This is a genomic window from Pseudomonas sp. LBUM1644 (assembly GCF_059716195.1).
In genome coordinates this window covers 437,292-457,105 of record NZ_CP166812.1, presented here as the reverse complement: position 1 = coordinate 457,105, position 19,814 = coordinate 437,292, and the positions used below count along the sequence as shown (strand labels likewise).

13 protein-coding genes and 2 pseudogenes are annotated in these 19,814 nt (G+C 59.9%); 8 read left to right on the top strand and 7 right to left on the bottom strand.

Translation table 11 applies throughout. The annotated features are described in order from the left end of the window. The first annotated feature begins 53 nt into the window (after window positions 1-53). Together putA and ACA052_RS02115 are read left to right on the top strand one after the other, a co-directional pair. Entirely contained in the window at window positions 54-4,007 is a 3,954-nt protein-coding gene (gene putA / locus ACA052_RS02120; RefSeq protein WP_497648184.1) for a trifunctional transcriptional regulator/proline dehydrogenase/L-glutamate gamma-semialdehyde dehydrogenase, read from the top strand. A 259-nt stretch (window positions 4,008-4,266) separates the two neighbouring features. Then, a complete protein-coding gene (locus ACA052_RS02115) occupies window positions 4,267-6,069 on the top strand; it encodes an acyl-CoA dehydrogenase (RefSeq protein WP_497648183.1) in 1,803 nt (600 codons plus the stop codon). Between the two features lie 118 nt (window positions 6,070-6,187). Here ACA052_RS02115 and ACA052_RS02110 read toward each other — a convergent pair whose 3' ends face one another. The 4 genes and pseudogenes from ACA052_RS02110 to ACA052_RS02095 form a co-directional block, all read right to left on the bottom strand. Beyond that, window positions 6,188-6,919, bottom strand: coding sequence for a methyl-accepting chemotaxis protein (locus tag ACA052_RS02110; RefSeq protein WP_497650258.1), 732 nt, complete (start codon window positions 6,917-6,919; stop codon window positions 6,188-6,190). Between the two features lie 132 nt (window positions 6,920-7,051). Next, a pseudogene (locus tag ACA052_RS02105) lies at window positions 7,052-8,080 on the bottom strand (HAMP domain-containing protein); the annotation flags it as partial. Window positions 8,081-8,226: 146 nt separating this feature from the next. Continuing rightward, a complete protein-coding gene (locus ACA052_RS02100; protein WP_497648182.1) occupies window positions 8,227-8,529 on the bottom strand; it encodes a cell division protein ZapA in 303 nt (100 codons plus the stop codon). Beyond that, the gene (locus ACA052_RS02095) at window positions 8,526-8,756 is read right to left on the bottom strand and encodes a hypothetical protein (protein WP_497648181.1); all 231 of its coding nucleotides are present in this window, start codon (window positions 8,754-8,756) and stop codon (window positions 8,526-8,528) included. Before ACA052_RS02095 ends, ACA052_RS02100 begins: the two co-directional genes overlap by 4 nt. Before the next feature lie 306 nt (window positions 8,757-9,062). Here ACA052_RS02095 and ACA052_RS02090 point away from each other — a divergent pair. The 5 genes and pseudogenes from ACA052_RS02090 to selO form a co-directional block, all read left to right on the top strand. After that, window positions 9,063-9,899: pseudogene (locus tag ACA052_RS02090) on the top strand (MCP four helix bundle domain-containing protein); the annotation flags it as partial. After that, window positions 9,882-10,754 carry a methyl-accepting chemotaxis protein gene (locus ACA052_RS02085; protein ID WP_497650257.1) on the top strand — a complete coding sequence of 291 codons (873 nt, stop codon included), beginning with the start codon at window positions 9,882-9,884 and terminating at the stop codon, window positions 10,752-10,754. The pseudogene ACA052_RS02090 and the gene ACA052_RS02085, both read left to right, overlap by 18 nt. Before the next feature lie 182 nt (window positions 10,755-10,936). Continuing rightward, window positions 10,937-12,679, top strand: coding sequence for a potassium/proton antiporter (locus tag ACA052_RS02080; RefSeq protein WP_497648180.1), 1,743 nt, complete (start codon window positions 10,937-10,939; stop codon window positions 12,677-12,679). A gap of 34 nt (window positions 12,680-12,713) precedes the next feature. Next, on the top strand, window positions 12,714-16,064 hold the full coding sequence (mscK, locus tag ACA052_RS02075) for a mechanosensitive channel MscK (RefSeq protein WP_497648179.1): 3,351 nt from the start codon (window positions 12,714-12,716) through the stop codon (window positions 16,062-16,064). Window positions 16,065-16,112: 48 nt separating this feature from the next. After that, window positions 16,113-17,576, top strand: a complete 1,464-nt coding sequence (gene selO, locus ACA052_RS02070; RefSeq protein ID WP_497648178.1) for a protein adenylyltransferase SelO — start codon at window positions 16,113-16,115, stop codon at window positions 17,574-17,576. A gap of 6 nt (window positions 17,577-17,582) precedes the next feature. On the opposite strand, the gene ACA052_RS02065 is transcribed toward selO, so the two are convergent. After that, complete coding sequence (locus ACA052_RS02065; RefSeq protein WP_497648177.1) at window positions 17,583-17,984, bottom strand: helix-turn-helix domain-containing protein; 402 nt, start codon at window positions 17,982-17,984, stop codon at window positions 17,583-17,585. Beyond that, a complete protein-coding gene (locus tag ACA052_RS02060; protein WP_497648176.1) occupies window positions 17,981-18,178 on the bottom strand; it encodes a type II toxin-antitoxin system HigB family toxin in 198 nt (65 codons plus the stop codon). The genes ACA052_RS02065 and ACA052_RS02060 overlap by 4 nt, the downstream gene beginning before the upstream one ends. Window positions 18,179-18,365: 187 nt before the next feature. On the opposite strand from ACA052_RS02060, the gene trxC reads away from it, so the two are divergent. Next, the gene (gene trxC / locus ACA052_RS02055) at window positions 18,366-18,800 is read left to right on the top strand and encodes a thioredoxin TrxC (protein ID WP_497648175.1); all 435 of its coding nucleotides are present in this window, start codon (window positions 18,366-18,368) and stop codon (window positions 18,798-18,800) included. 98 nt (window positions 18,801-18,898) lie between these two features. Here the strand turns inward: trxC and ACA052_RS02050 are convergent, their stop codons facing one another. Beyond that, window positions 18,899-19,669 (bottom strand): ParA family protein, encoded by a 771-nt coding sequence (locus tag ACA052_RS02050; protein ID WP_497648174.1) that lies wholly within the window; start codon window positions 19,667-19,669, stop codon window positions 18,899-18,901. Window positions 19,670-19,814: the final 145 nt, after the last annotated feature.

Sequence of the window (19,814 nt, the reverse complement as noted above, 5' to 3'; positions counted from 1 at the left end):
AATCTTGCCGCCAGCTGATGCCACGCGGTCGTGGCAAACATGAGGATAAAAAAATGGCTACCACCACCCTTGGGGTCAAACTTGACGACCCGACCCGCGAGCGCCTCAAAGCCGCCGCGACCTCGATTGATCGCACACCGCACTGGCTGATCAAGCAGGCAATTTTCAATTACCTGGAAAAACTCGAGGGTGGTGCAACCCTGACCGAGCTGAGCGGTTTGATCAGCAAAGACGCTGACGACGCCGGCGAAGTCCATGCTGACCATGCGCACCAGTGCTTCCTGGAGTTCGCCGAAAGCATCCTGCCGCAATCGGTGCTGCGCGCCTCCATCACCGCCGCTTACCGCCGCCCGGAACCTGAAGTGGTGCCGATGCTGATCGAACAGGCTCGCCTGCCAGCAGCGATGGCTGAAGCGACCAACAAGCTCGCTTCTTCGATTGCCGAAAAACTGCGCAATCAGAAAAGCGCCGGCGGCCGCGCCGGAATTGTTCAGGGCCTGTTGCAGGAATTTTCCCTGTCGTCCCAGGAAGGCGTGGCGCTGATGTGCCTGGCCGAAGCGCTGCTGCGGATACCGGACAAAGGCACCCGCGATGCACTGATCCGCGACAAGATCAGCACCGGCAATTGGCATCCGCACTTGGGCAACAGCCCATCGCTGTTCGTCAACGCTGCCACATGGGGCTTGTTGCTGACCGGCAAACTGGTCGCCACCCACAACGAAGCCGGCCTGACTTCGTCGCTGAGCCGCATCATTGGCAAGAGCGGCGAGCCGATGATCCGCAAGGGCGTCGACATGGCCATGCGCCTGATGGGCGAACAGTTCGTGACCGGCGAAACCATCGCCGAAGCCCTGGCCAATGCGAGCAAGTTCGAAGCCAAGGGTTTCCGCTATTCCTACGACATGCTGGGTGAAGCGGCGCTGACCGAGCACGACGCCCAGAAGTACCTGGCCTCGTACGAACAAGCCATTCACTCGATCGGCAAAGCGTCCCACGGCCGTGGGATTTATGAAGGCCCGGGCATTTCGATCAAGCTGTCGGCACTGCACCCGCGTTACAGCCGCGCGCAGTACGAGCGTGTGATGGACGAGTTGTACCCGCGCCTGCTGTCGTTGACGTTGCTGGCCAAGCAATACGACATCGGCCTGAACATCGACGCCGAAGAAGCCGACCGCCTCGAGCTGTCGCTGGATCTGCTCGAGCGCCTGTGCTTCGAGCCACAACTGACCGGCTGGAACGGCATCGGTTTCGTGATCCAGGCGTACCAGAAACGTTGCCCCTACGTGATCGACTACGTGATCGACCTGGCTCGCCGCAGCCGTCATCGCTTGATGATTCGTTTGGTAAAAGGCGCGTACTGGGACAGCGAAATCAAACGCGCCCAGGTCGAAGGCCTGGAAGGCTATCCGGTCTACACCCGCAAGGTGTACACCGACGTTTCCTACATCGCCTGCGCCCGCAAGCTGCTGTCGGTGCCGGAAGTCATTTACCCGCAGTTCGCCACGCACAACGCCCACACCTTGTCGGCCATTTATCACATTGCCGGTCAGAACTATTACCCCGGCCAGTACGAGTTCCAATGCCTGCACGGCATGGGCGAACCGCTGTACGAGCAGGTTGTAGGCAAAGTTTCCGAGGGCAAGCTGAACCGTCCGTGCCGCGTGTACGCACCGGTCGGGACTCACGAAACACTGCTGGCGTACCTGGTGCGTCGTCTGCTGGAAAACGGCGCAAACACGTCGTTCGTCAACCGCATCGCCGACCAGTCCATTTCGATTCAGGAGCTGGTGGCCGATCCAGTGGCCAGCATCGAGCAGATGGCAACGCTGGAAGGCGGCTTCGGCCTGCCGCACCCGCGTATCCCGCTGCCGCGTGATCTTTATGGCGCCGAGCGCGCCAACTCCAGCGGCATCGACATGGCCAACGAACATCGTCTGGCCTCCCTGTCCTGCGCCCTGCTGGCTACCGCTCACAACCACTGGAAAGCCGCGCCGATGCTCGGTTGCGCCTCCAGCACAGAAACCCCTGCACCGGTACTGAACCCGTCCGATCTGCGTGACGTGGTTGGCCATGTACAGGAAGCAACGGTCGAAGACGTCGACAACGCGATCCAGTGCGCCCTGAACGCTGCACCGATCTGGCAGGCCACCCCGCCGGCCGAACGCGCCGCGATCCTGGAACGTGCCGCCGACTTGATGGAAGGCGAAATCCAGCCACTGATGGGCCTGCTGGCTCGTGAAGCCGGCAAGACGTTCGCCAACGCCATCGCCGAAGTGCGTGAAGCCGTGGACTTCCTGCGTTACTACGCGGTGCAGGCGCGCAACGATTTCACCAACGACGCCCACCGCCCACTGGGCCCGGTGGTGTGCATCAGCCCGTGGAACTTCCCGCTGGCCATTTTCAGTGGCCAGGTGGCTGCCGCACTGGCCGCCGGTAACCCGGTACTGGCCAAGCCGGCGGAACAAACGCCGCTGGTGGCTGCTCAAGCCGTGCGTTTGCTGCTCGAAGCCGGGATTCCGGAAGGCGTGCTGCAACTTCTGCCGGGCCGTGGCGAAACTGTCGGCGCCCGCCTGGTCGGTGACGATCGGGTCAAAGGCGTGATGTTTACCGGCTCCACCGAAGTCGCTCGTCTGCTGCAACGCAACGTCGCCGGTCGCCTGGATGCACAAGGCCGTCCGATTCCGCTGATCGCCGAAACCGGCGGCCAGAACGCGATGATCGTCGACTCTTCTGCGCTGACCGAACAGGTGGTGATCGATGTGGTGTCGTCGGCCTTCGACAGCGCCGGCCAACGTTGCTCGGCACTGCGCGTGCTGTGCTTGCAGGAAGATTCCGCTGACCGTGTCATCGAAATGCTCAAGGGCGCCATGGCTGAATGCCGTCTCGGCAATCCTGAGCGTCTGTCCGTGGACATCGGCCCGGTGATCGACGCCGAAGCCAAGGCCGGCATCGAGAAGCACATCCAGGCCATGCGCGACAAAGGTCGCAGCGTGTACCAGGTAGCGATTGCCAATACCGAAGAGGTCAAACGCGGCACCTTCGTGATGCCGACCCTGATCGAACTGGAAAGCTTCGACGAACTGCAACGTGAGATTTTCGGCCCGGTGCTGCACGTGGTTCGCTACAAGCGTAAAGACATCGATCAACTGATCGGACAGATCAACGCCTCCGGCTACGGCCTGACGCTGGGCGTGCATACCCGCATCGACGAAACCATCGCCAAGGTGATCGACAACGTCAACGCCGGTAACGTCTACGTGAACCGCAACATCGTCGGTGCCGTGGTTGGCGTGCAGCCGTTCGGCGGCGAAGGTTTGTCGGGTACGGGTCCGAAAGCGGGTGGTCCGTTGTACCTCTACCGCTTGCTGTCGACGCGTCCTACCGATGCGATTGAACAATCCTTCGCTCGCAGTGATGCGCTCGCGGCACCGGATGTTCGTCTGCGTGATGCCATGAGCAAACCGCTGACTGCCCTGAAAGCCTGGGCCGACAGCAACAAGTTCAGCGACCTGAGCGCCCTGTGCGTGCAGTTCGCGGCGCAATCGCAAAGCGGGATCACCCGTGTACTCGCTGGCCCGACGGGTGAGCGCAATAGCTACGCGATCCTGCCGCGTGAACATGTGCTGTGCCTGGCGGACGTTGAAGGCGATCTGCTGACGCAACTGGCGGCAGTTTTGGCCGTGGGTGGTTCGGCGGTGTGGCCGGAAGCTGACCTGAGCAAGGCATTGTTCGCACGTTTGCCGAAGGAAATTCAGGCGAAGATCAAGCTGGTTTCTGACTGGAGCAAGGACGAAGTGGTCTTTGATGCGGTTCTGCACCATGGCCATTCGGATCAGCTGCGTGCGGTGTGCCAGCAAGTGGCCAAGCGTGCCGGGGCGATCGTTGGGGTTCATGGGTTGTCGCAGGGTGAAACCAACATTGCGTTGGAGCGCTTGGTGATTGAGCGGGCGTTGAGCGTCAACACCGCAGCGGCAGGTGGTAATGCGAGCTTGATGACCATTGGTTAAACCGCAATAAAGCCAGGCGCCCGCCATGGACGCCTGGAATGCAAAACCCTTGTGGGAGCGGGCTTGCTCGCGAAGGCGGAGTGTCAGTCGACATCAACATCGACTGTTACACCGCCTTCGCGAGCAAGCCCGCTCCCACATTTGTTTTGTGGTGCCCTCTAAGCCGCTCCTCTGCTCCACCATCACGCTCATCAATCATCCTTTCAGCCCTCCCTCTGCACGCCTAGACTCGGTCCACTCCAAAAAAAGGTAGGCCGCCATGTCCGAGACGTTGCTCAGTTCCCGCAATCTGGCTTTCGAGCTGTATGAAGTCCTCGATGCCGAGGGCCTGACCCAGCGTGAGCGTTTTGCCGAGCACAATCGCGAAACGTTCGACGCGGCTATCGGCACCGCCCGCAGCATCGCCGAGAAGTTCTTCGCCCCGCACAACCGCAAGGGCGACGAGAACGAACCGCGCTATGAGGACGGTCAGGCAATTCTGATTCCGGAAGTGAAACCAGCGGTGGATGCCTTTCTCGAAGCCGGTTTCCTCAACGCCGCGCGCAGTTTCGACGCCGGCGGCATGCAACTTCCTACGCTGTTGTCCCAAGCCTGTTTCGCACACTTCCAGTCGGCCAACGCCGCATCCACCTCCTATCCGTTCCTGACCATGGGCGCGGCGAACCTGATCGAAAGCTTCGGTACCGAGGAGCAGAAGCAACGCTTCCTGCAACCGATGATCGACGGCCGCTTCTTCGGCACCATGGCCTTGACCGAACCGCATGCCGGCTCGTCGCTGTCGGATATTCGTACCCGCGCCGAGCCTGCGTCTGACGGCACCTATCGACTCAAGGGCAACAAGATCTTCATCTCCGGCGGCGATCACCCGTTGTCGGAAAACATCGTGCACATGGTCCTGGCCAAGCTGCCGGATGCGCCCGCCGGGGTGAAAGGCATTTCGCTGTTCATCGTGCCCAAGTTTCTGGTCAACGATGACGGTAGCCTCGGTCAGCGCAACGACGTGCTGCTGGCCGGGTTGTTCCACAAGATGGGCTGGCGCGGCACCACTTCCACCGCGTTGAACTTCGGCGATAACGGCGAGTGTGTCGGCTATCTGGTGGGCAAGCCGCACCACGGTTTGAGCTACATGTTCCAGATGATGAACGAGGCGCGGATCGGCGTTGGCATGGGCGCGGTAATGCTCGGTTACGCCGGTTACCTGTATTCCCTGGAGTACGCCCGCGAGCGTCCGCAGGGTCGCGTACCAGACAGCAAGGACCCGAACACCGCGCCGGTGGCGATCATTCAGCACGCCGATGTCAAACGCATGCTGCTGACGCAGAAAGCCTACGTCGAAGGCTCATTCGACCTCGGGCTGTACGCCGCGCGGCTGTTCGACGACACCACGACGCTTGCGACCGAAGCCGAACGCAAACAGGCCCATGAACTGCTGGATTTGCTGACGCCAATCGTCAAATCCTGGCCGTCGGAGTTTTGCCTGAAGGCCAACGAACTGGCGATCCAGATCCTCGGCGGCCACGGTTACACCCGTGAGTATCCGGTGGAGCAGTATTACCGCGACAACCGTTTGAACCCGATCCACGAAGGCACGCACGGCATTCAGTCGCTGGATCTGTTGGGGCGCAAACTGGCACAGAACGGTGGTGCGGGGCTCAAGCAATTAATTCGCCTCATCGCCGACACCGCCGAACGTGCCCATGCTTATGAATCGTTGACCGCACTGCGGGAACCGCTGGAAAAACTGGTAGCGCGCCTGCAAACCGTGACCATCGGCCTGCTGACCGATCTCGGCCAGGGCAAGGTCAACAGCAGCCTGGCGAACTCGGCGCTGTACCTGAAAGTGTTCGGCCACACGGTGATTGGCTGGCGCTGGCTGGAGCAGGCGATTCGGGCCGAGGAAGGGTTGGCGAAGGGTAATGCGGCGGATGTGAGCTTCTATAAAGGCAAACTCCAGGCGGCGCGGTATTTCCTGACGTGGGAAGTGCCGGGTTGCCACCATGAGCTGGCAATTCTTGAGGCGCGGGATGATGTGTGCCTTGGGATGCAGGATGATTGGTTTTGATCGGACATAGATCGGTGTAATGGCCACAAAAAAGATCGCAGCCTGCGGCAGCTCCTACATGGGATGAGTTTCCCTGTAGGAGCTGCCGAAGGCTGCGATCTTTTGATCTTTTGATCTTTTAGCTCAACCGAAACCCACCCATCTGCCGCGCCAGATCATCCGCCAAGCGCTGCAACGTCTGACAGTCTTCCCGACAAGCCCTGACCTCCCCGGCGGTAGCCCGAGCCAAATCAGAAATCCCCTGCACGTTCCGATTGATCTCTTCCGTCACCGCCGACTGTTCTTCCGTCGCCGTCGCGACCTGATGGTTCATGTCGCTGATGCGTTCGACCTGCCCGGTAATCGCCGTCAACGACGCCCCGGTGCGCTGGCTCGATTCAACCCCGGTGCCAGTCGCCGCCTGCCCGGAATGCATCGATGAAACCGCGTTCTCCGCGCCTTGCTTGAGGCTGCCGATCATCTGCTGAATCTCATCGGTGGACGACTGGGTCCGCCGCGCCAACGTCCGCACTTCGTCCGCCACCACCGCAAACCCGCGCCCCATGTCCCCGGCCCGCGCCGCTTCGATGGCGGCATTGAGCGCCAGCAAGTTGGTCTGCTCGGAAATCCCGCGAATCACTGCCAACACCTGATCGATCGACGCCACCTGATTGGCCAACTCGCCCACCGCCTCGGCGGCCAAGCCAATTTCATCGGACATGCTTTCTATATGCCGGATTGAGCCACCGACCACTTCACGCGCCTGCATCGCTTCATCCCGGGCATTTTGCGAAGCGACCGCCGCGTTGCCGGCGTTCTGGGCGATTTCCTGCACGGTCAGGCCCATTTCGTGGACCGCGGTGGCGACCATGTCGGTCATTTCCTGCTGCCGGCCGGAGCGTTCGGCGGTGTTGTCCACCACCCGCGCCACTTGGCCGACTGCCGTGCGCAAGCGCTCACTGGTGGTCAGCACTTCGCCGATCATGTCGCGCTGGCTGTCGAGGAACCGATTGAAACCACGGGCCAGGTCACCCAGTTCATCGGCGCGGCTGGAATCTAACCGGTGGGTCAAATCTCCACCGCCGCTACCGATGGCTACCAGCGCCGCTGTTACCTGACGGATCGGACGCACCAGCCCACGCGCCAGCAACACCACCAGCAACAGGCACACCAGCGCCACGGCCAGACCGATGCCACTGCTCATCCACATGGCGCGACGCGCTTCGGCGTAGATCTGCGACTGCGGCACTTCGGCCACCAGGGTCCAGCCGAGATCGCGCAAGGGCAGGCTCAGCGCGAGAAAGTCCTCGCCGTCGCGCTGGAAGCCGCTGCTGGTGGCAGTTTTTTGACCCATCACCGCTTGCGCCGCCGAAGCGCCAATCTGTTCGGCCAACGTACGCTTGCCGCTGAATTGCGCCTCGGGGTGAACCTGGATCAAACCGTCGGAACGCACGAGATAGACCTTCCCGCGCTCACCGAAGTTGAAGTTGTGGATCAGTTCCGACAGCTCTTTCATGCTCAGCCCCAGCCCGGCAACGCCCACGACTTTGCCGTCCTGCTCGACCTTGAGGTCAATGAACAGCGCCAATTCTCCGGTCGCGGTGTCATTGTCGATATTGAGGGTGCGCGGCTGATTACTGTCCAGAAACGCGTAGAACCAGGCGTCTTTCGGGTTGGAACGGCTGAGGGTCCGGTCCAGGCCTTTTTCAGTGAAATAGTGATTGGAAGCCGTGCCGACGATCAACGCGGTGAAAGCCTTGTGCTCAGCGCGAATGCCTTCCAGGTAGGTCACGAAAGTGTCGGTCCGGGCACTGTCTTCACCCCCGGCCAACCAGTCGCGCACCATGCTATTGCTGGCGATGTCCTTGGCGGCGGTGAGGGGCTGAACGAGGATTCGCTCGATGTCGTTGCGCATCGCTTCGATGCTCGACGGCAGTGCTTGTTCGACCAGATAGCGCTGGGCGAGGCGGTTGACCACGAGGGTATAGATGCCAACCACGATCAGAATACTGACCAGCAGGGCGGTTCCCATACTGAGGATCAGCTGCCATTGAATACTGCGTCGCCAGAACTGCATGGAGCACCCCCAAAGAATAAGAGGCTGAAACACTGCAACAGCCGTGCCGATTGTATACAACGCTTATCGACAATTTATTCTTTGGTTGTGCGCAAAGCCGATCAGGCCTGATTGATCGTCTTGGAGATCACTTCAACCGTGGCGCTGACTTGCTCTTGGTAACGGTCGAGTTCGAGCTTGTGTTGCTTCTGCATTTCGATCTGCTGGGAGCACAGATTCATCGCGGCCAGTACCAGCAAGCGGTCACCGATCAGTGTCGGGTACTTCCTTTTGGTGTCAGCCAGAGCGGCCTTCAACATTAATGCGGCGTCCAGCAGGGTTTGCTCTTCCCCGACCGGCGCCTTGATCGAATAGTCCTCCCCCAGGATCGAGACGACTTTTACCCCTGCGGCGCCGTGATTCATGCGCTGACCGGGCCGGCGCTGACGCGCTCAACCAGGGCCTGGATGCGTGCGGCGGTGGCACCTTGTTTCTCTTCCTGTTCCATCAGGCTCAGTTGCAGGCTTTCGTTTTCATCCTTGGCCTGGGCCAGTTCTGTGCTCAGGGTTTGGTTAGTGCCGAGCAGGGTCTGGTTCTGTTGCACCAGGTCGCTGACCAGCTGTTCCAATTGGCTTAGGGATGCTTCCAACATTTTGATATTCCAGGCATTTTCAAAGGGCGCGTACGATAAAGAAAAGTCACCGTGGATGCCAGGGTTATACGGGCGCAAGGCCTTGATTTTCCTGACAGGTGACCTCCCTCGCGAACTTTAAAGACTGTGATTGACGGATCTGGTTCCTGCACTTCGTCGCCATTGTTTCTGTAGGAGCTGCCGCAGGCTGCGATCTTTTGATCTTGATCTTAAAAACAAGATCAAAAGATCGCAGCCTGCGGCAGCTCCTACAGGTGAGGGGCCTGTCTGCGACAAAACCGCACGCGGGCTCAAGACTTTAGTCGCATGACCGATAAATCCCCCATACGTCAGTCTCTGCACCGCACAGGTGCGCTCTTTTCGGTAAACACCATGTCCCTTCGTAATATGAATATCGCACCGCGGGCGTTCCTCGGTTTTGCGCTGATTGGCGGCTTGATGCTGGTATTGGGGGTGTTTGCCTTGAATCAGATGAGCAAGATTCGCGGCGCCGCCGAGGACATCACCTCCAACAGCGTGCCGAGCATCAAGGCCCTGGACGAATTCACCCAACTGACGCTACGCCTGCGGGTGCTGTCCTATCGTTTGTTGGTGAACCGCGAGCCAGATATCCAGCAAAAAACCGTGGATCTGCTTGAGAGTCGCAACCAGCAGATTCACGCGGCCCAGGCCACCTACGAAAAACTGATCGCCAGCCCACAGGAGCGCTCGGCCTACGAGCAGTATGTGCAACTGTTGTCGCAATACCGTCAGATCGAAGACCGGATGAAAAGCCTGTCACGCAATAACCAGATCGATGAGCTGCGCAACTTGCTCAATACCGAGTTGCTGAGCAATTCCGATGCGATGAACACCGCCCTCGGCCGACTGCTTGAGATCAATACCCAACAGACTCATGACACCAACCAGCAAGCCGCGGATCAATACGCTTCTGCCTTTAACCTGGTGATTGCGCTGCTGGTGTTGGCCACCGGCCTGACGATGCTGTTCGCCTGGTTGCTGACCAACAGCATCACCAAGCCCATCGCCAACGCCCTGAGCGCCGCCGAAGCCATCGCCGAAGGCAACCTGACGCGCCCGATTACGGTTGATGGCGAAGACGAAGCCGGCCGCTTACTGCTGGCGATGTCGAAAATGCAGGACAAGCTGCGCGACACGCTGCAACGGATCTCCGGTTCCGCGACGCAACTGGCGTCGGCGGCGGAAGAACTCAACAGCGTCACCGATGAAAGCGCCCGCGGCCTGACTCAGCAGAACAACGAAATCGAACAGGCCGCCACCGCGGTCAACGAAATGACCAGTGCCGTGGAAGAAGTCGCGCGCAATGCGGTCAGCACCTCTGAAGCGTCGAAGAACGCCACCACTTCGGCGGGTGATGGCCGTGATCTGGTACAGGAAACCGTCACCGCCATCGAGCGCATGAGCGCCGATGTGCAGAGTACCGCGACCCTGATCGGTGACCTGGCCAACGAATCCCGGGACATCGGCAAGGTGCTGGACGTGATTCGTGGCCTGGCTGACCAGACCAATCTGCTGGCCCTGAACGCAGCCATCGAAGCCGCACGCGCCGGTGAGGCTGGTCGAGGTTTCGCCGTGGTGGCGGATGAAGTGCGCGCATTGGCGCATCGCACCCAGCAATCGACCAGCGAGATCGAGCGCATGATCGGCAGCATCCAGAGCGGCACCGAGCACGCGGTGGATTCGATGCGTAACAGCACCGAACGCGCCGAATCGACGCTGAACATTGCTCGCGGCGCGGGCATGTCGCTGGACACGATCAACAGCGCTATCGTCGAGATCAACGAACGCAACCTGGTAATCGCCAGCGCGGCAGAAGAGCAGGCGCAGGTGGCGCGGGAAGTGGATCGCAACCTGGTGAACATTCGCGATTTGTCGGTGCAATCGGCAACCGGGGCCAATCAGACGAGTGCGGCGAGTAATGAGCTGTCGCGTTTGGCGGTGGACCTGAACACGATGGTTGGACGATTCAGCCTGTAACAGCAAAATCAACAGATCGCAGCCTTCGGCAGCTCCTACGCGCCTGTGGGCGCCGCCGCAGGCTGCGATCTTTTGATCTGCAAAAGCTTTTTGACAGCATCACATTTCAACAGGTTAGAATCGCTGGCACGCAGACTGCATGGTCAGTTTGTGCCCGCCTTTAGCTTTCTGGAGTACTGCCTTTGAATGCGACGACCATCAACAGCCTGTTCTTGATCGGCGCGTTGCTGGTAGGTGCGAGCATTCTGGTGAGCTCACTTTCGTCCCGCCTCGGCATCCCGATTCTGGTCATCATCCTGGCCGTGGGCATGGCGGCCGGCGTCGATGGCGGCGGCATTATCTTCGATAACTACCCAACGGCTTATCTGGTCGGCAACCTCGCACTCGCGGTGATCCTGCTCGACGGCGGCTTGCGGACTCGAGTGGCAAGTTTTCGCGTGGCGTTGTGGCCGGCGTTGTCGCTGGCCACGGTCGGCGTGCTGATCACCACCGCACTGACCGGCCTGGTCGCCGCGTGGCTGTTCAACCTGAACATCATTCAGGGCCTGCTGATCGGCGCCATCGTCGGCTCCACGGATGCCGCGGCGGTGTTCTCGCTGCTGGGCGGCAAAGGCCTGAACGAACGGGTGACAGCCAGTCTCGAGATCGAATCCGGTAGCAACGACCCGATGGCGGTGTTCCTCACTGTCACCCTGATCGACATGCTCGCCAGCGGCCAGACCGGCTTGCACTGGAGCCTGCTCGGGCACTTCGTGCGCGAGTTCGGCATCGGTGCCGTCATTGGGCTCGGCGGCGGCTGGCTCATGCTACAACTGGTCAACCGCATCAACCTGGCGAACGGCCTCTACCCGATCCTGGTGATCGCCGGCGGCCTGGTGGTGTTTGCCCTGACCAACGCCTTACACGGCAGCGGTTTCCTCGCCGTCTACTTGTGCGGCCTGGTGATTGGCAACCGCCCGGTGCGCAGCCGCCATGGCATTTTGCACATGCTCGACGGCATGGCCTGGCTGGCGCAGATTGGCATGTTCCTGGTGCTGGGCTTGCTGGTCACGCCACACGACTTGTTGCCGATCGCCCTGCCCGCGCTGGGCCTGGCGCTGTGGATGATCATGTTCGCCCGCCCCATATCCGTGCTGGTCGGCTTGCTGCCGTTCAAGGCGTTCCACGGCCGGGAAAAGGCGTTTATTTCCTGGGTCGGGCTGCGCGGCGCGGTGCCGATCATTCTCGCCGTGTTCCCACTGATGGCCGGCCTGCCCCACGCTCAGCTGTACTTCAACCTCGCCTTCTTTATCGTGCTGGTGTCGCTGCTGGTGCAGGGCACAAGCCTGCCGTGGGTGGCCAAACTGCTGAAGGTGACGGTGCCGCCGGAGCCGGCCCCCATCTCCCGCTCTGCGCTGGAAGTCCACGTCACCAGCGAGTGGGAGCTGTTTGTGTATCGCCTTGGCGCCGAAAAATGGTGCATCGGTTCGCCCCTTCGCGACCTGAAAATGCCCGAAGGCACTCGGATCGCGGCCCTGTTTCGTGGCAAGCAACTGCTCCATCCGTCGGGTAGTACGGTGCTCGAAGTCGACGATTTGCTCTGCGTGATCGGCCATGAACACAACCTTGCGGCCCTTGGAAAACTCTTCAGCCAGGCACCACAACGGGGCCTCGATTTGCGCTTCTTCGGCGACTTCGTACTCGAAGGAGATGCCCAGTTGGCCGCGGTTGCTGCCTTGTACGGACTGAAAGTCGAAGGCATCGATCCGGACATGTCGCTTGGCCGCTTCATCGCTCAGAAAGTGGGCGGCGCGCCAGTCGTCGGCGACCAGGTGGAGTGGAACAACACCATCTGGACCGTTGCGGTCATGGAAGGGAACAAGATTGGCAAAGTGGGCGTCAGATTCCCCGAAGGAACTCGCCCCGGCCCGGGCTTGTTCCTCTAAACTCCCTAATTCGTTTCGCTTCAGATCGGTCCCTATGTCAACCCTGCGTACCTTTTTCATGATGGCCCTGCTGGGCTTGAGCCTCACTGTCAGTACCTTGCAAGCGGCCGAGCCGCCGTCCAGCGAAGCCGTGCAGGCAAGCCTGGACAAGATCGCCGACCGCAAACTGCCGGAGGCCGATCAGAAAGCCCTGCAAACCCTCCTGCAAAACACGCTCACGCAACTGAACAACGAGCGTGATTACCAGCAGAAGCTGAGCGATCTCAAGCAGCAACTGGCCACAGCGCCCAAACAGAACATCGAAAACCAGCGTGAGCTGGCGCGCCTAAAGGCCACCAAAATGGTGCCCTTGGCGCAACGTTTCGCCAACCTGTCGATCCAGCAACTGGAGCAAATGCTCACCGATCGCTCGACCCAGCAAAGCGATCTGCAAAAGGCGCTGGGCGACGCCAATAGCCTGGTGATCACCGCCCAGACCCGTCCCGAGCGCGCCCAGGCCGAAATTTCCAGCAGCCAGACCCGCATCCAGCAGATCAACAACATCCTCAAGGCCGGTAAAGACAACGGCAAGACCTTGAGCGGCGAGCAACGCGACCTGCTCAATGCCGAGCTCGCAGCGCTCAACGCGCTGATCCCGCTACGTCGCCAGGAGCTGGCCGGCAACAGCCAGCTGCAGGACTTGGGCAACAGCCAGCATGACTTGCTCTCGGAAAAATCCGACCGCCTGGATCAGGAAATCCAGGAGCTGCAAAACCTGATCAACCAGAAGCGCCTGGCTCAGTCCCAGGAAACAGTGACGCAGCAGTCCATCGAGGCGCAAAAGTCCGGCGGCAGCGCCTTGTTGGCCACCGAAAGCGCGGCGAACCTGAAGCTTTCCGACTACTTGCTCAAAAGCACTGACCGCTTGAATGTCGTCACCCAGCAGAACCTGCAAACCAAGCAGCAGCTAGATAACGTCACCCAGAGCGATTCGGCCCTCGACGAGCAAATCAACGTGCTCAAGGGCAGCCTGCTGCTCTCCAAGATTCTCTACAAACAGAAGCAGGGCCTGCCGCGCCTCAAGCTCGACCGCGACCTGGCCGACCAGATCGCCGACATTCGCCTGTATCAGTTCGAAGTCAGCCAGCAACGGGAGTTGCTCAGCAACCCGACCACCTACGTCGACAACCTGCTGGCGACCCAACCGCCGGAGCAAGTCACGCCGCAGCTGCGCAAGAGCCTGCTGGAACTGGCCACCACCCGCGCCGACCTGCTGGAGCGACTGAACCGCGAACTGAGCGCGGTGCTCAACGAATCCATCACGTTGCAACTCAATCAGAAGCAATTGCTCAGCACCGCGCAAAGCCTGCGGGCGACCCTTGATGAGCAAATGTTCTGGATTCCCAGCAACAAGCCGCTGGACCTGGAATGGATGCGCGCCGTGCCGGAACGCCTGCAACGGCAGGTCACGACCTTACCGTGGGCATCCAGCCTCAGCGAATTGACCGATGGCTTGATTCAGCGTCCGCTGCTGTTCCTGCCGTTGGTGCTGCTGATCGGTGCCCTGCTGTGGCGGCGTAAAAGCCTGTATGCCCGGCTGAACAAGGTTCACCAGGACATCGGCCACTTCAAGCGTGACAGCCAGTGGCACACGCCGCAGGCAATCCTGATCAATATTCTGCTGGCGATGCCGGTCTCGCTGGGCCTGGCGTTGTGTGGCCTGGCCTTGCAGATTGACGCTCGCGGACAGAACGCCAATATGGGCGCCGCGTTGCTGCAAATGGCGCAGGCCTGGCTGGTGTTCTACACCGCTTATCGAATCCTCGCGCCCGGTGGCGTGGCCGAACTGCACTTCCGCTGGGAAAAACCTCAGGTCGAATTCCTTCAAGGCTGGGTCCGTCGACTCGGCCTGGTGGTCATGGCGCTGGTCGCCGTGGTGGCGGTTGCCGAGTTGCAACCGGCGGCGCTGGCCGATGATGTGCTCGGCATGCCGGTCGTGCTGATCTGCTACGCCTTGATGGCCTGGCTGCTCAGTCGGCTGCTGATCAGCAGCCCGGCGCACGAGAACGCTTCACTGTTCCGCAAGGTCGTCGGGATTCTGTTTACCGCCCTGCCGATCGCGTTGTTCGTGGCCGTGTGCTTCGGCTACTACTACACCGCGCTGAAACTCAGTGACCGGTTGATCAACACCCTGTACCTGCTGATGTTCTGGCTGGTGATCGAAGCCACTTTCGTGCGTGGCCTCAGCGTCGCGGCACGCCGCCTGGCTTACCAGCGCGCACTGGCCAAACGCCAGGCCGCCAAGGAGGCTGGCGACGGCGAAGCAGTGATCGAAGAGCCGACGCTGGACATCGAGAAGGTCAACGAGCAGTCGCTGCGCCTGATTCGCCTGGCGCTGCTCGGCGGCTTCATGGCCGCGCTGTACTGGGCCTGGTCCGACCTGATCTCGGTCTTCTCGTACCTGGATAACGTGACCCTCTACGAATACACCAGCGGCACCGGCGCCACCATGAGCATGGTGCCGATCAGCATCGGCGACATGCTCGGTGCGCTGATCATCATTGGCATCACCTTCGCCCTCGCGCGCAACTTGCCGGGTTTGCTGGAAGTGTTGGTGTTGTCGAAACTGAACCTGGCGCAAGGCAGTGCCTACGCCACCACCACGTTGCTGTCCTACGTCATCGCCGGTGTCGGTTTCGTCTCGACCCTGTCGACCCTCGGCGTGAGTTGGGACAAGTTGCAATGGCTGGTGGCGGCGCTCTCGGTCGGCCTCGGATTCGGGATGCAGGAGATCTTCGCCAACTTCATTTCCGGCATCATGATTCTGTTCGAGCGCCCGGTGCGGATCGGCGACACGATCACCATCGGCAACCTGTCGGGCACCGTGAGCAAGATCCGCATCCGCGCCACGACCATCACCGACTTCGACCGCAAGGACATCATTGTCCCGAACAAGACGTTCATCACCGGGCAACTGATCAACTGGTCGCTGACCGACACCATCACTCGGGTCACCCTCAAACTTGGGGTCGATTACGGTTCGGACCTGGATCTGGTGAAAGAACTGCTATTGAAAGCTGCGCGCGATAACCCGCGCGTCTTGAAAGATCCGGAACCGCACGTGTACTTCCTGAACTTCGGCGAAAGCACCCTCGACCACGAGCTGCGCATGCACGTGCGCGACCTCGGTGACCGTAACCCGGTGCTCGATGAGGTCAACCGCTTCATCAACCGCGAGTTCAAGAAGCAGCACATCAACATCTCGTTCCGGCAGATGGAGGTTTACCTTAAAAACCTGCATGGCCAGGAGTACAAAATGGTTCCCATCGAGCCGGAAACCAAAACCATTGTGCCGCTGGTCGATGGCAAACCCGCGCAAGAGCCGCCGGCCGCGAAGCTCGACTAACCGCCCTATCCCTAGCAGAATGCTCGGACATTCTGCTGGAGATGGCCGGTGAAAGCCCTCGACGAACTGACCTTCGATAATCGCTTCGATCGCCTGGGCGATACATTTTCCGCCCACGTGCTGCCCGAACCCATCGACAACCCGCGCCTGGTGGTGGCCAGCCCTGCTGCCATGGCGCTGCTCGACCTCGACCCGGCCGTGGCCGACACCCCGGAGTTCGCCGAACTGTTCAGCGGCCACAAGCTCTGGGCCGACGCCGTGCCTCGGGCGATGGTCTATTCCGGTCATCAATTCGGCTCTTACAACCCTCAGCTGGGCGATGGTCGCGGCCTGTTACTCGGCGAGGTTTATAACGAAGCCGGCGAGCATTGGGACTTGCACCTCAAGGGCGCCGGTCAGACACCTTTTTCGCGCATGGGCGATGGCCGTGCGGTACTGCGTTCGTCGATCCGCGAGTTTCTCGCCTCCGAAGCGCTGAACGCCCTGAACATCCCGACTACCCGTGCGCTGTGCGTGATCGGCTCCGACACGCCGGTCTGGCGTGAGAAACAGGAACGCGCGGCCATGGTCCTGCGTCTGGCGCCGAGCCATGTGCGCTTCGGGCATTTCGAATATTTCTACTACACCAAGCGTCCCGAGAAGCAGAAAGAACTCGGCGAACACGTGTTGGCCATGCACTTCCCCGAATGCCTCGAACAACCGGAACCGTACCTGGCGATGTTCCGCGAGATCGTAGAGCGCAATGCCGAGCTGATCGCCAAGTGGCAGGCCTATGGCTTTTGCCACGGCGTCATGAACACCGACAACATGTCGATCCTGGGCATCACCTTCGACTTCGGCCCGTTCGCCTTCCTCGACGACTTCGACGCCAACTTCGTCTGCAACCACTCTGATGACCAGGGCCGTTATTCTTTCAGCAATCAGGTGCCGATTGGCCAATGGAACCTCAGCGCGCTGGCCCAGGCCCTGACGCCGTTCATCAGCGTCGAAGCCCTGCGCGAGACTCTCGGCCTGTACCTGCCGCTGTACCAGGCTCATTACCTGGACCTGATGCGCCGCCGCCTCGGTTTCACCACCGCAGAAGATGATGATCAGAAACTGCTGGAACAGCTGCTGCAATTGATGCAAAACAGCGGCGTCGATTACAGCCTGTTCTTCCGTCGGCTCGGGGAAGAATCACCCGAACAGGCCGTCACCCGTTTGCGCGATGACTTTGTCGACATCAAAGGCTTCGATGCCTGGGCCGAGCTCTACGTCTCCCGCGCTACTCGTGATGGCGAGGATGATCAGGAACAGCGCCGAAAACGGATGCACGCCGTCAATCCGCTCTACATCCTGCGCAACTACCTGGCGCAAAAAGCCATCGATGCAGCGGAGAGTGGCGACTATTCAGAGGTTCGCCGCTTGCATGCGGTGCTGAGCAATCCATTCGAGGAACAGCCTGGGATGGAAAGCTATGCCGAGCGACCTCCGGAGTGGGGCAAGCATTTGGAGATCAGTTGTTCGTCTTGAACCCGGTCAGATAAAGGTCTCCACCGACGTACCGAAGCGCTCGGCCAACCAGCGGATCTGCCGCAGGTTGAGCTGACGCTTGCCGCTCAGGATCTCGGATACCACCGACTGGGCTCCAACGCCGGGCAAATCGCTCTGGCTCAGGCCGTGTTCTCGCATCAAATAGCCGAGGACGTCGACGCCGCTGGCCTTCGGCATTGGGTGATGCTTGTGATCCCATTCCTCAATCCAGTCACCGATGATATCCACCAGACTCATCAGTGGGTGCGACTCATCGACGCCAGTCATCTCGAGCAACTCGTCCAGCGCCTGCACCAACAAGTCATAGTCGTCTTCATTTTTTGGTTTGCGCAGCAACGGCGAGACGAACTCCCAATGCTCGGCAGCTCTTTTGATCAGAACACTCATGCTCTTCCCTCCTTCCATTTTCCGCGGTCATATTCATGGTGATCCAGCACATGTTTGATGTATAGCTTCTGAGATCGATGCCTGACGTGGGCAATCAGCCGTAGCTTGTTGCCACCGATATCGAAAACATGAAACTCACCCACCTTGTCGACAGCGGGAAACAAAGCCTTCATAGCGGCAATTGCATGCAACATTCTTATCGCATTCTGCTATGGAGAGTTAATCACAGCGCTGGAATATCGCAAGTTGCGATAGTCGCCAGCTGACCAGCGGTTTCGCTCAGTACCGCTCAGCCTAGTTTCATCGCAAGACGGCGCATGATTGAAATATGAGCAAACGTCTCCACATAGGAGTGATCGGCTTCTTCACAGGACCAACCTCATGACAGACCCACTGCTCATCCCCTGCCCCCACTGCAACGGCCTCAACCGCATCCCCGCCGAGCGTCTCAGCGACCATCCAAAATGCGGTCGATGCAAAGCCGAGGTGTTGCTGAACAAACCCTTCGAATTGAAACAAGGCGATTACGCCAGCCAGATCAAGGGCGACCTACCGCTGCTGGTGGACGTGTGGGCGGACTGGTGCGGGCCGTGCAAGTCCTTTGCGCCGGTGTTCGAGCAAGCGGCGGGGCAATTGGCGGGTAAGTGCCGGCTGGCCAAACTTGACAGCGAGGCGAATCAGCAGTTGTCGGCGCAGTTGGGGATTCGCTCGATTCCGAGTTTGATTCTGTTCAAGAATGGGCGGGAAGTGGCGCGCCAGAGCGGGGCTTTCCCATTACCGCAATTGATGAACTGGTTGCGTAGCCAGGGGATTTGATAACGACCTGAAAAGATCGCAGCCTTCGGCAGCTCCTACAGGGGCGGTTAAACGCTGATGTTGTGTAGGAGCTGCCGCAGGCTGCGATCTTTTGATCTTCAGCTGTTTTCCAGCAAGTTATGCAAATCAACAAACTGCTGGGTCAGCTTGTGCCGCGGGTCAAGATGGATCAGCGGTGTATTAGCCTGGTGAGATTCGCGCATGCGCACTGAACTGCCCAAATACACCGGCAGTACAGGAAGCCCTTCGGCGATCAGTTCGTCGAGAATTTGCTGTGGCAGGCTGGCGCGGGCCTGAAATTGATTGACCACGATGCCTTCGACTTCCAGCCCTTCGTTGTGGTCTTCTTTCAATTCTTCGATTTCTGCCAACAGGCCGTAGAGCGCCTGGCGGGAGAAACTGTCGCAATCGAAGGGAATCAGCACACGATCAGCGGCAATCAACGCCGATACCGCATAGAAGTTCAACGCCGGCGGGGTATCCAGATAGATTCGGTCGTAATCTTCGGTCAATTCATCGAGCAGTTTGCGCAGCTTGTTGATCTTGTGTTTCGCCTCGAGCTTGGGCTGCAGGTCGGCCAGCTCGGCGGTGGCGGTGATGACGTGGAGGTTTTCGAACGGCGTTTCGTAGATATCAACCTGGTTTTTCTTGGAAAACGGTCCGGAAGACAACGTCTGCTTGAAGAAATCGGCGATACCCATCGGGATATCGTCACCGGTGAGCCCCGTCAGGTACTGGGTGGAATTGGCTTGGGCATCGAGGTCGACCAACAGGGTACGATAACCCTCGCTGGCGCTGACCGCCGCCAAATTGCAGGCAATACTGGATTTACCTACACCACCTTTCTGATTGAACACCACGCGCCGCATGTCAAAACCTCCGTGTATCAAAGAATGACCGAGTGTAGTGGTCTACGGCGCCGCTTAGCTACCTCCACCCTCGCAATTTAGATGCTGGCCAAACGACAGCTTTTCGCGAACCAGTCGGTATACTTATTATTGAGCAAAATGTAAC

Bases quoted from the DNA above. Each gene is read 5' to 3' on its own strand.
- putA (WP_497648184.1), top strand. From the start codon at position 54: ATGGCTACCACCACCCTTGGGGTCAAACTTGACGACCCGACCCGCGAG.
- ACA052_RS02115 (WP_497648183.1), top strand. From the start codon at position 4,267: ATGTCCGAGACGTTGCTCAGTTCCCGCAATCTGGCTTTCGAGCTGTAT.
- ACA052_RS02110 (WP_497650258.1), bottom strand. From the start codon at position 6,919: ATGGTCGCCACCGCGGTCCACGAAATGGGCCTGACCGTGCAGGAAATC.
- ACA052_RS02100 (WP_497648182.1), bottom strand. From the start codon at position 8,529: ATGAATCACGGCGCCGCAGGGGTAAAAGTCGTCTCGATCCTGGGGGAG.
- ACA052_RS02095 (WP_497648181.1), bottom strand. From the start codon at position 8,756: ATGTTGGAAGCATCCCTAAGCCAATTGGAACAGCTGGTCAGCGACCTG.
- ACA052_RS02085 (WP_497650257.1), top strand. From the start codon at position 9,882: ATGTCGAAAATGCAGGACAAGCTGCGCGACACGCTGCAACGGATCTCC.
- mscK (WP_497648179.1), top strand. From the start codon at position 12,714: ATGTCAACCCTGCGTACCTTTTTCATGATGGCCCTGCTGGGCTTGAGC.
- ACA052_RS02065 (WP_497648177.1), bottom strand. From the start codon at position 17,984: ATGAGTGTTCTGATCAAAAGAGCTGCCGAGCATTGGGAGTTCGTCTCG.
- ACA052_RS02060 (WP_497648176.1), bottom strand. From the start codon at position 18,178: ATGTTGCATGCAATTGCCGCTATGAAGGCTTTGTTTCCCGCTGTCGAC.
- trxC (WP_497648175.1), top strand. From the start codon at position 18,366: ATGACAGACCCACTGCTCATCCCCTGCCCCCACTGCAACGGCCTCAAC.
- ACA052_RS02050 (WP_497648174.1), bottom strand. From the start codon at position 19,669: ATGCGGCGCGTGGTGTTCAATCAGAAAGGTGGTGTAGGTAAATCCAGT.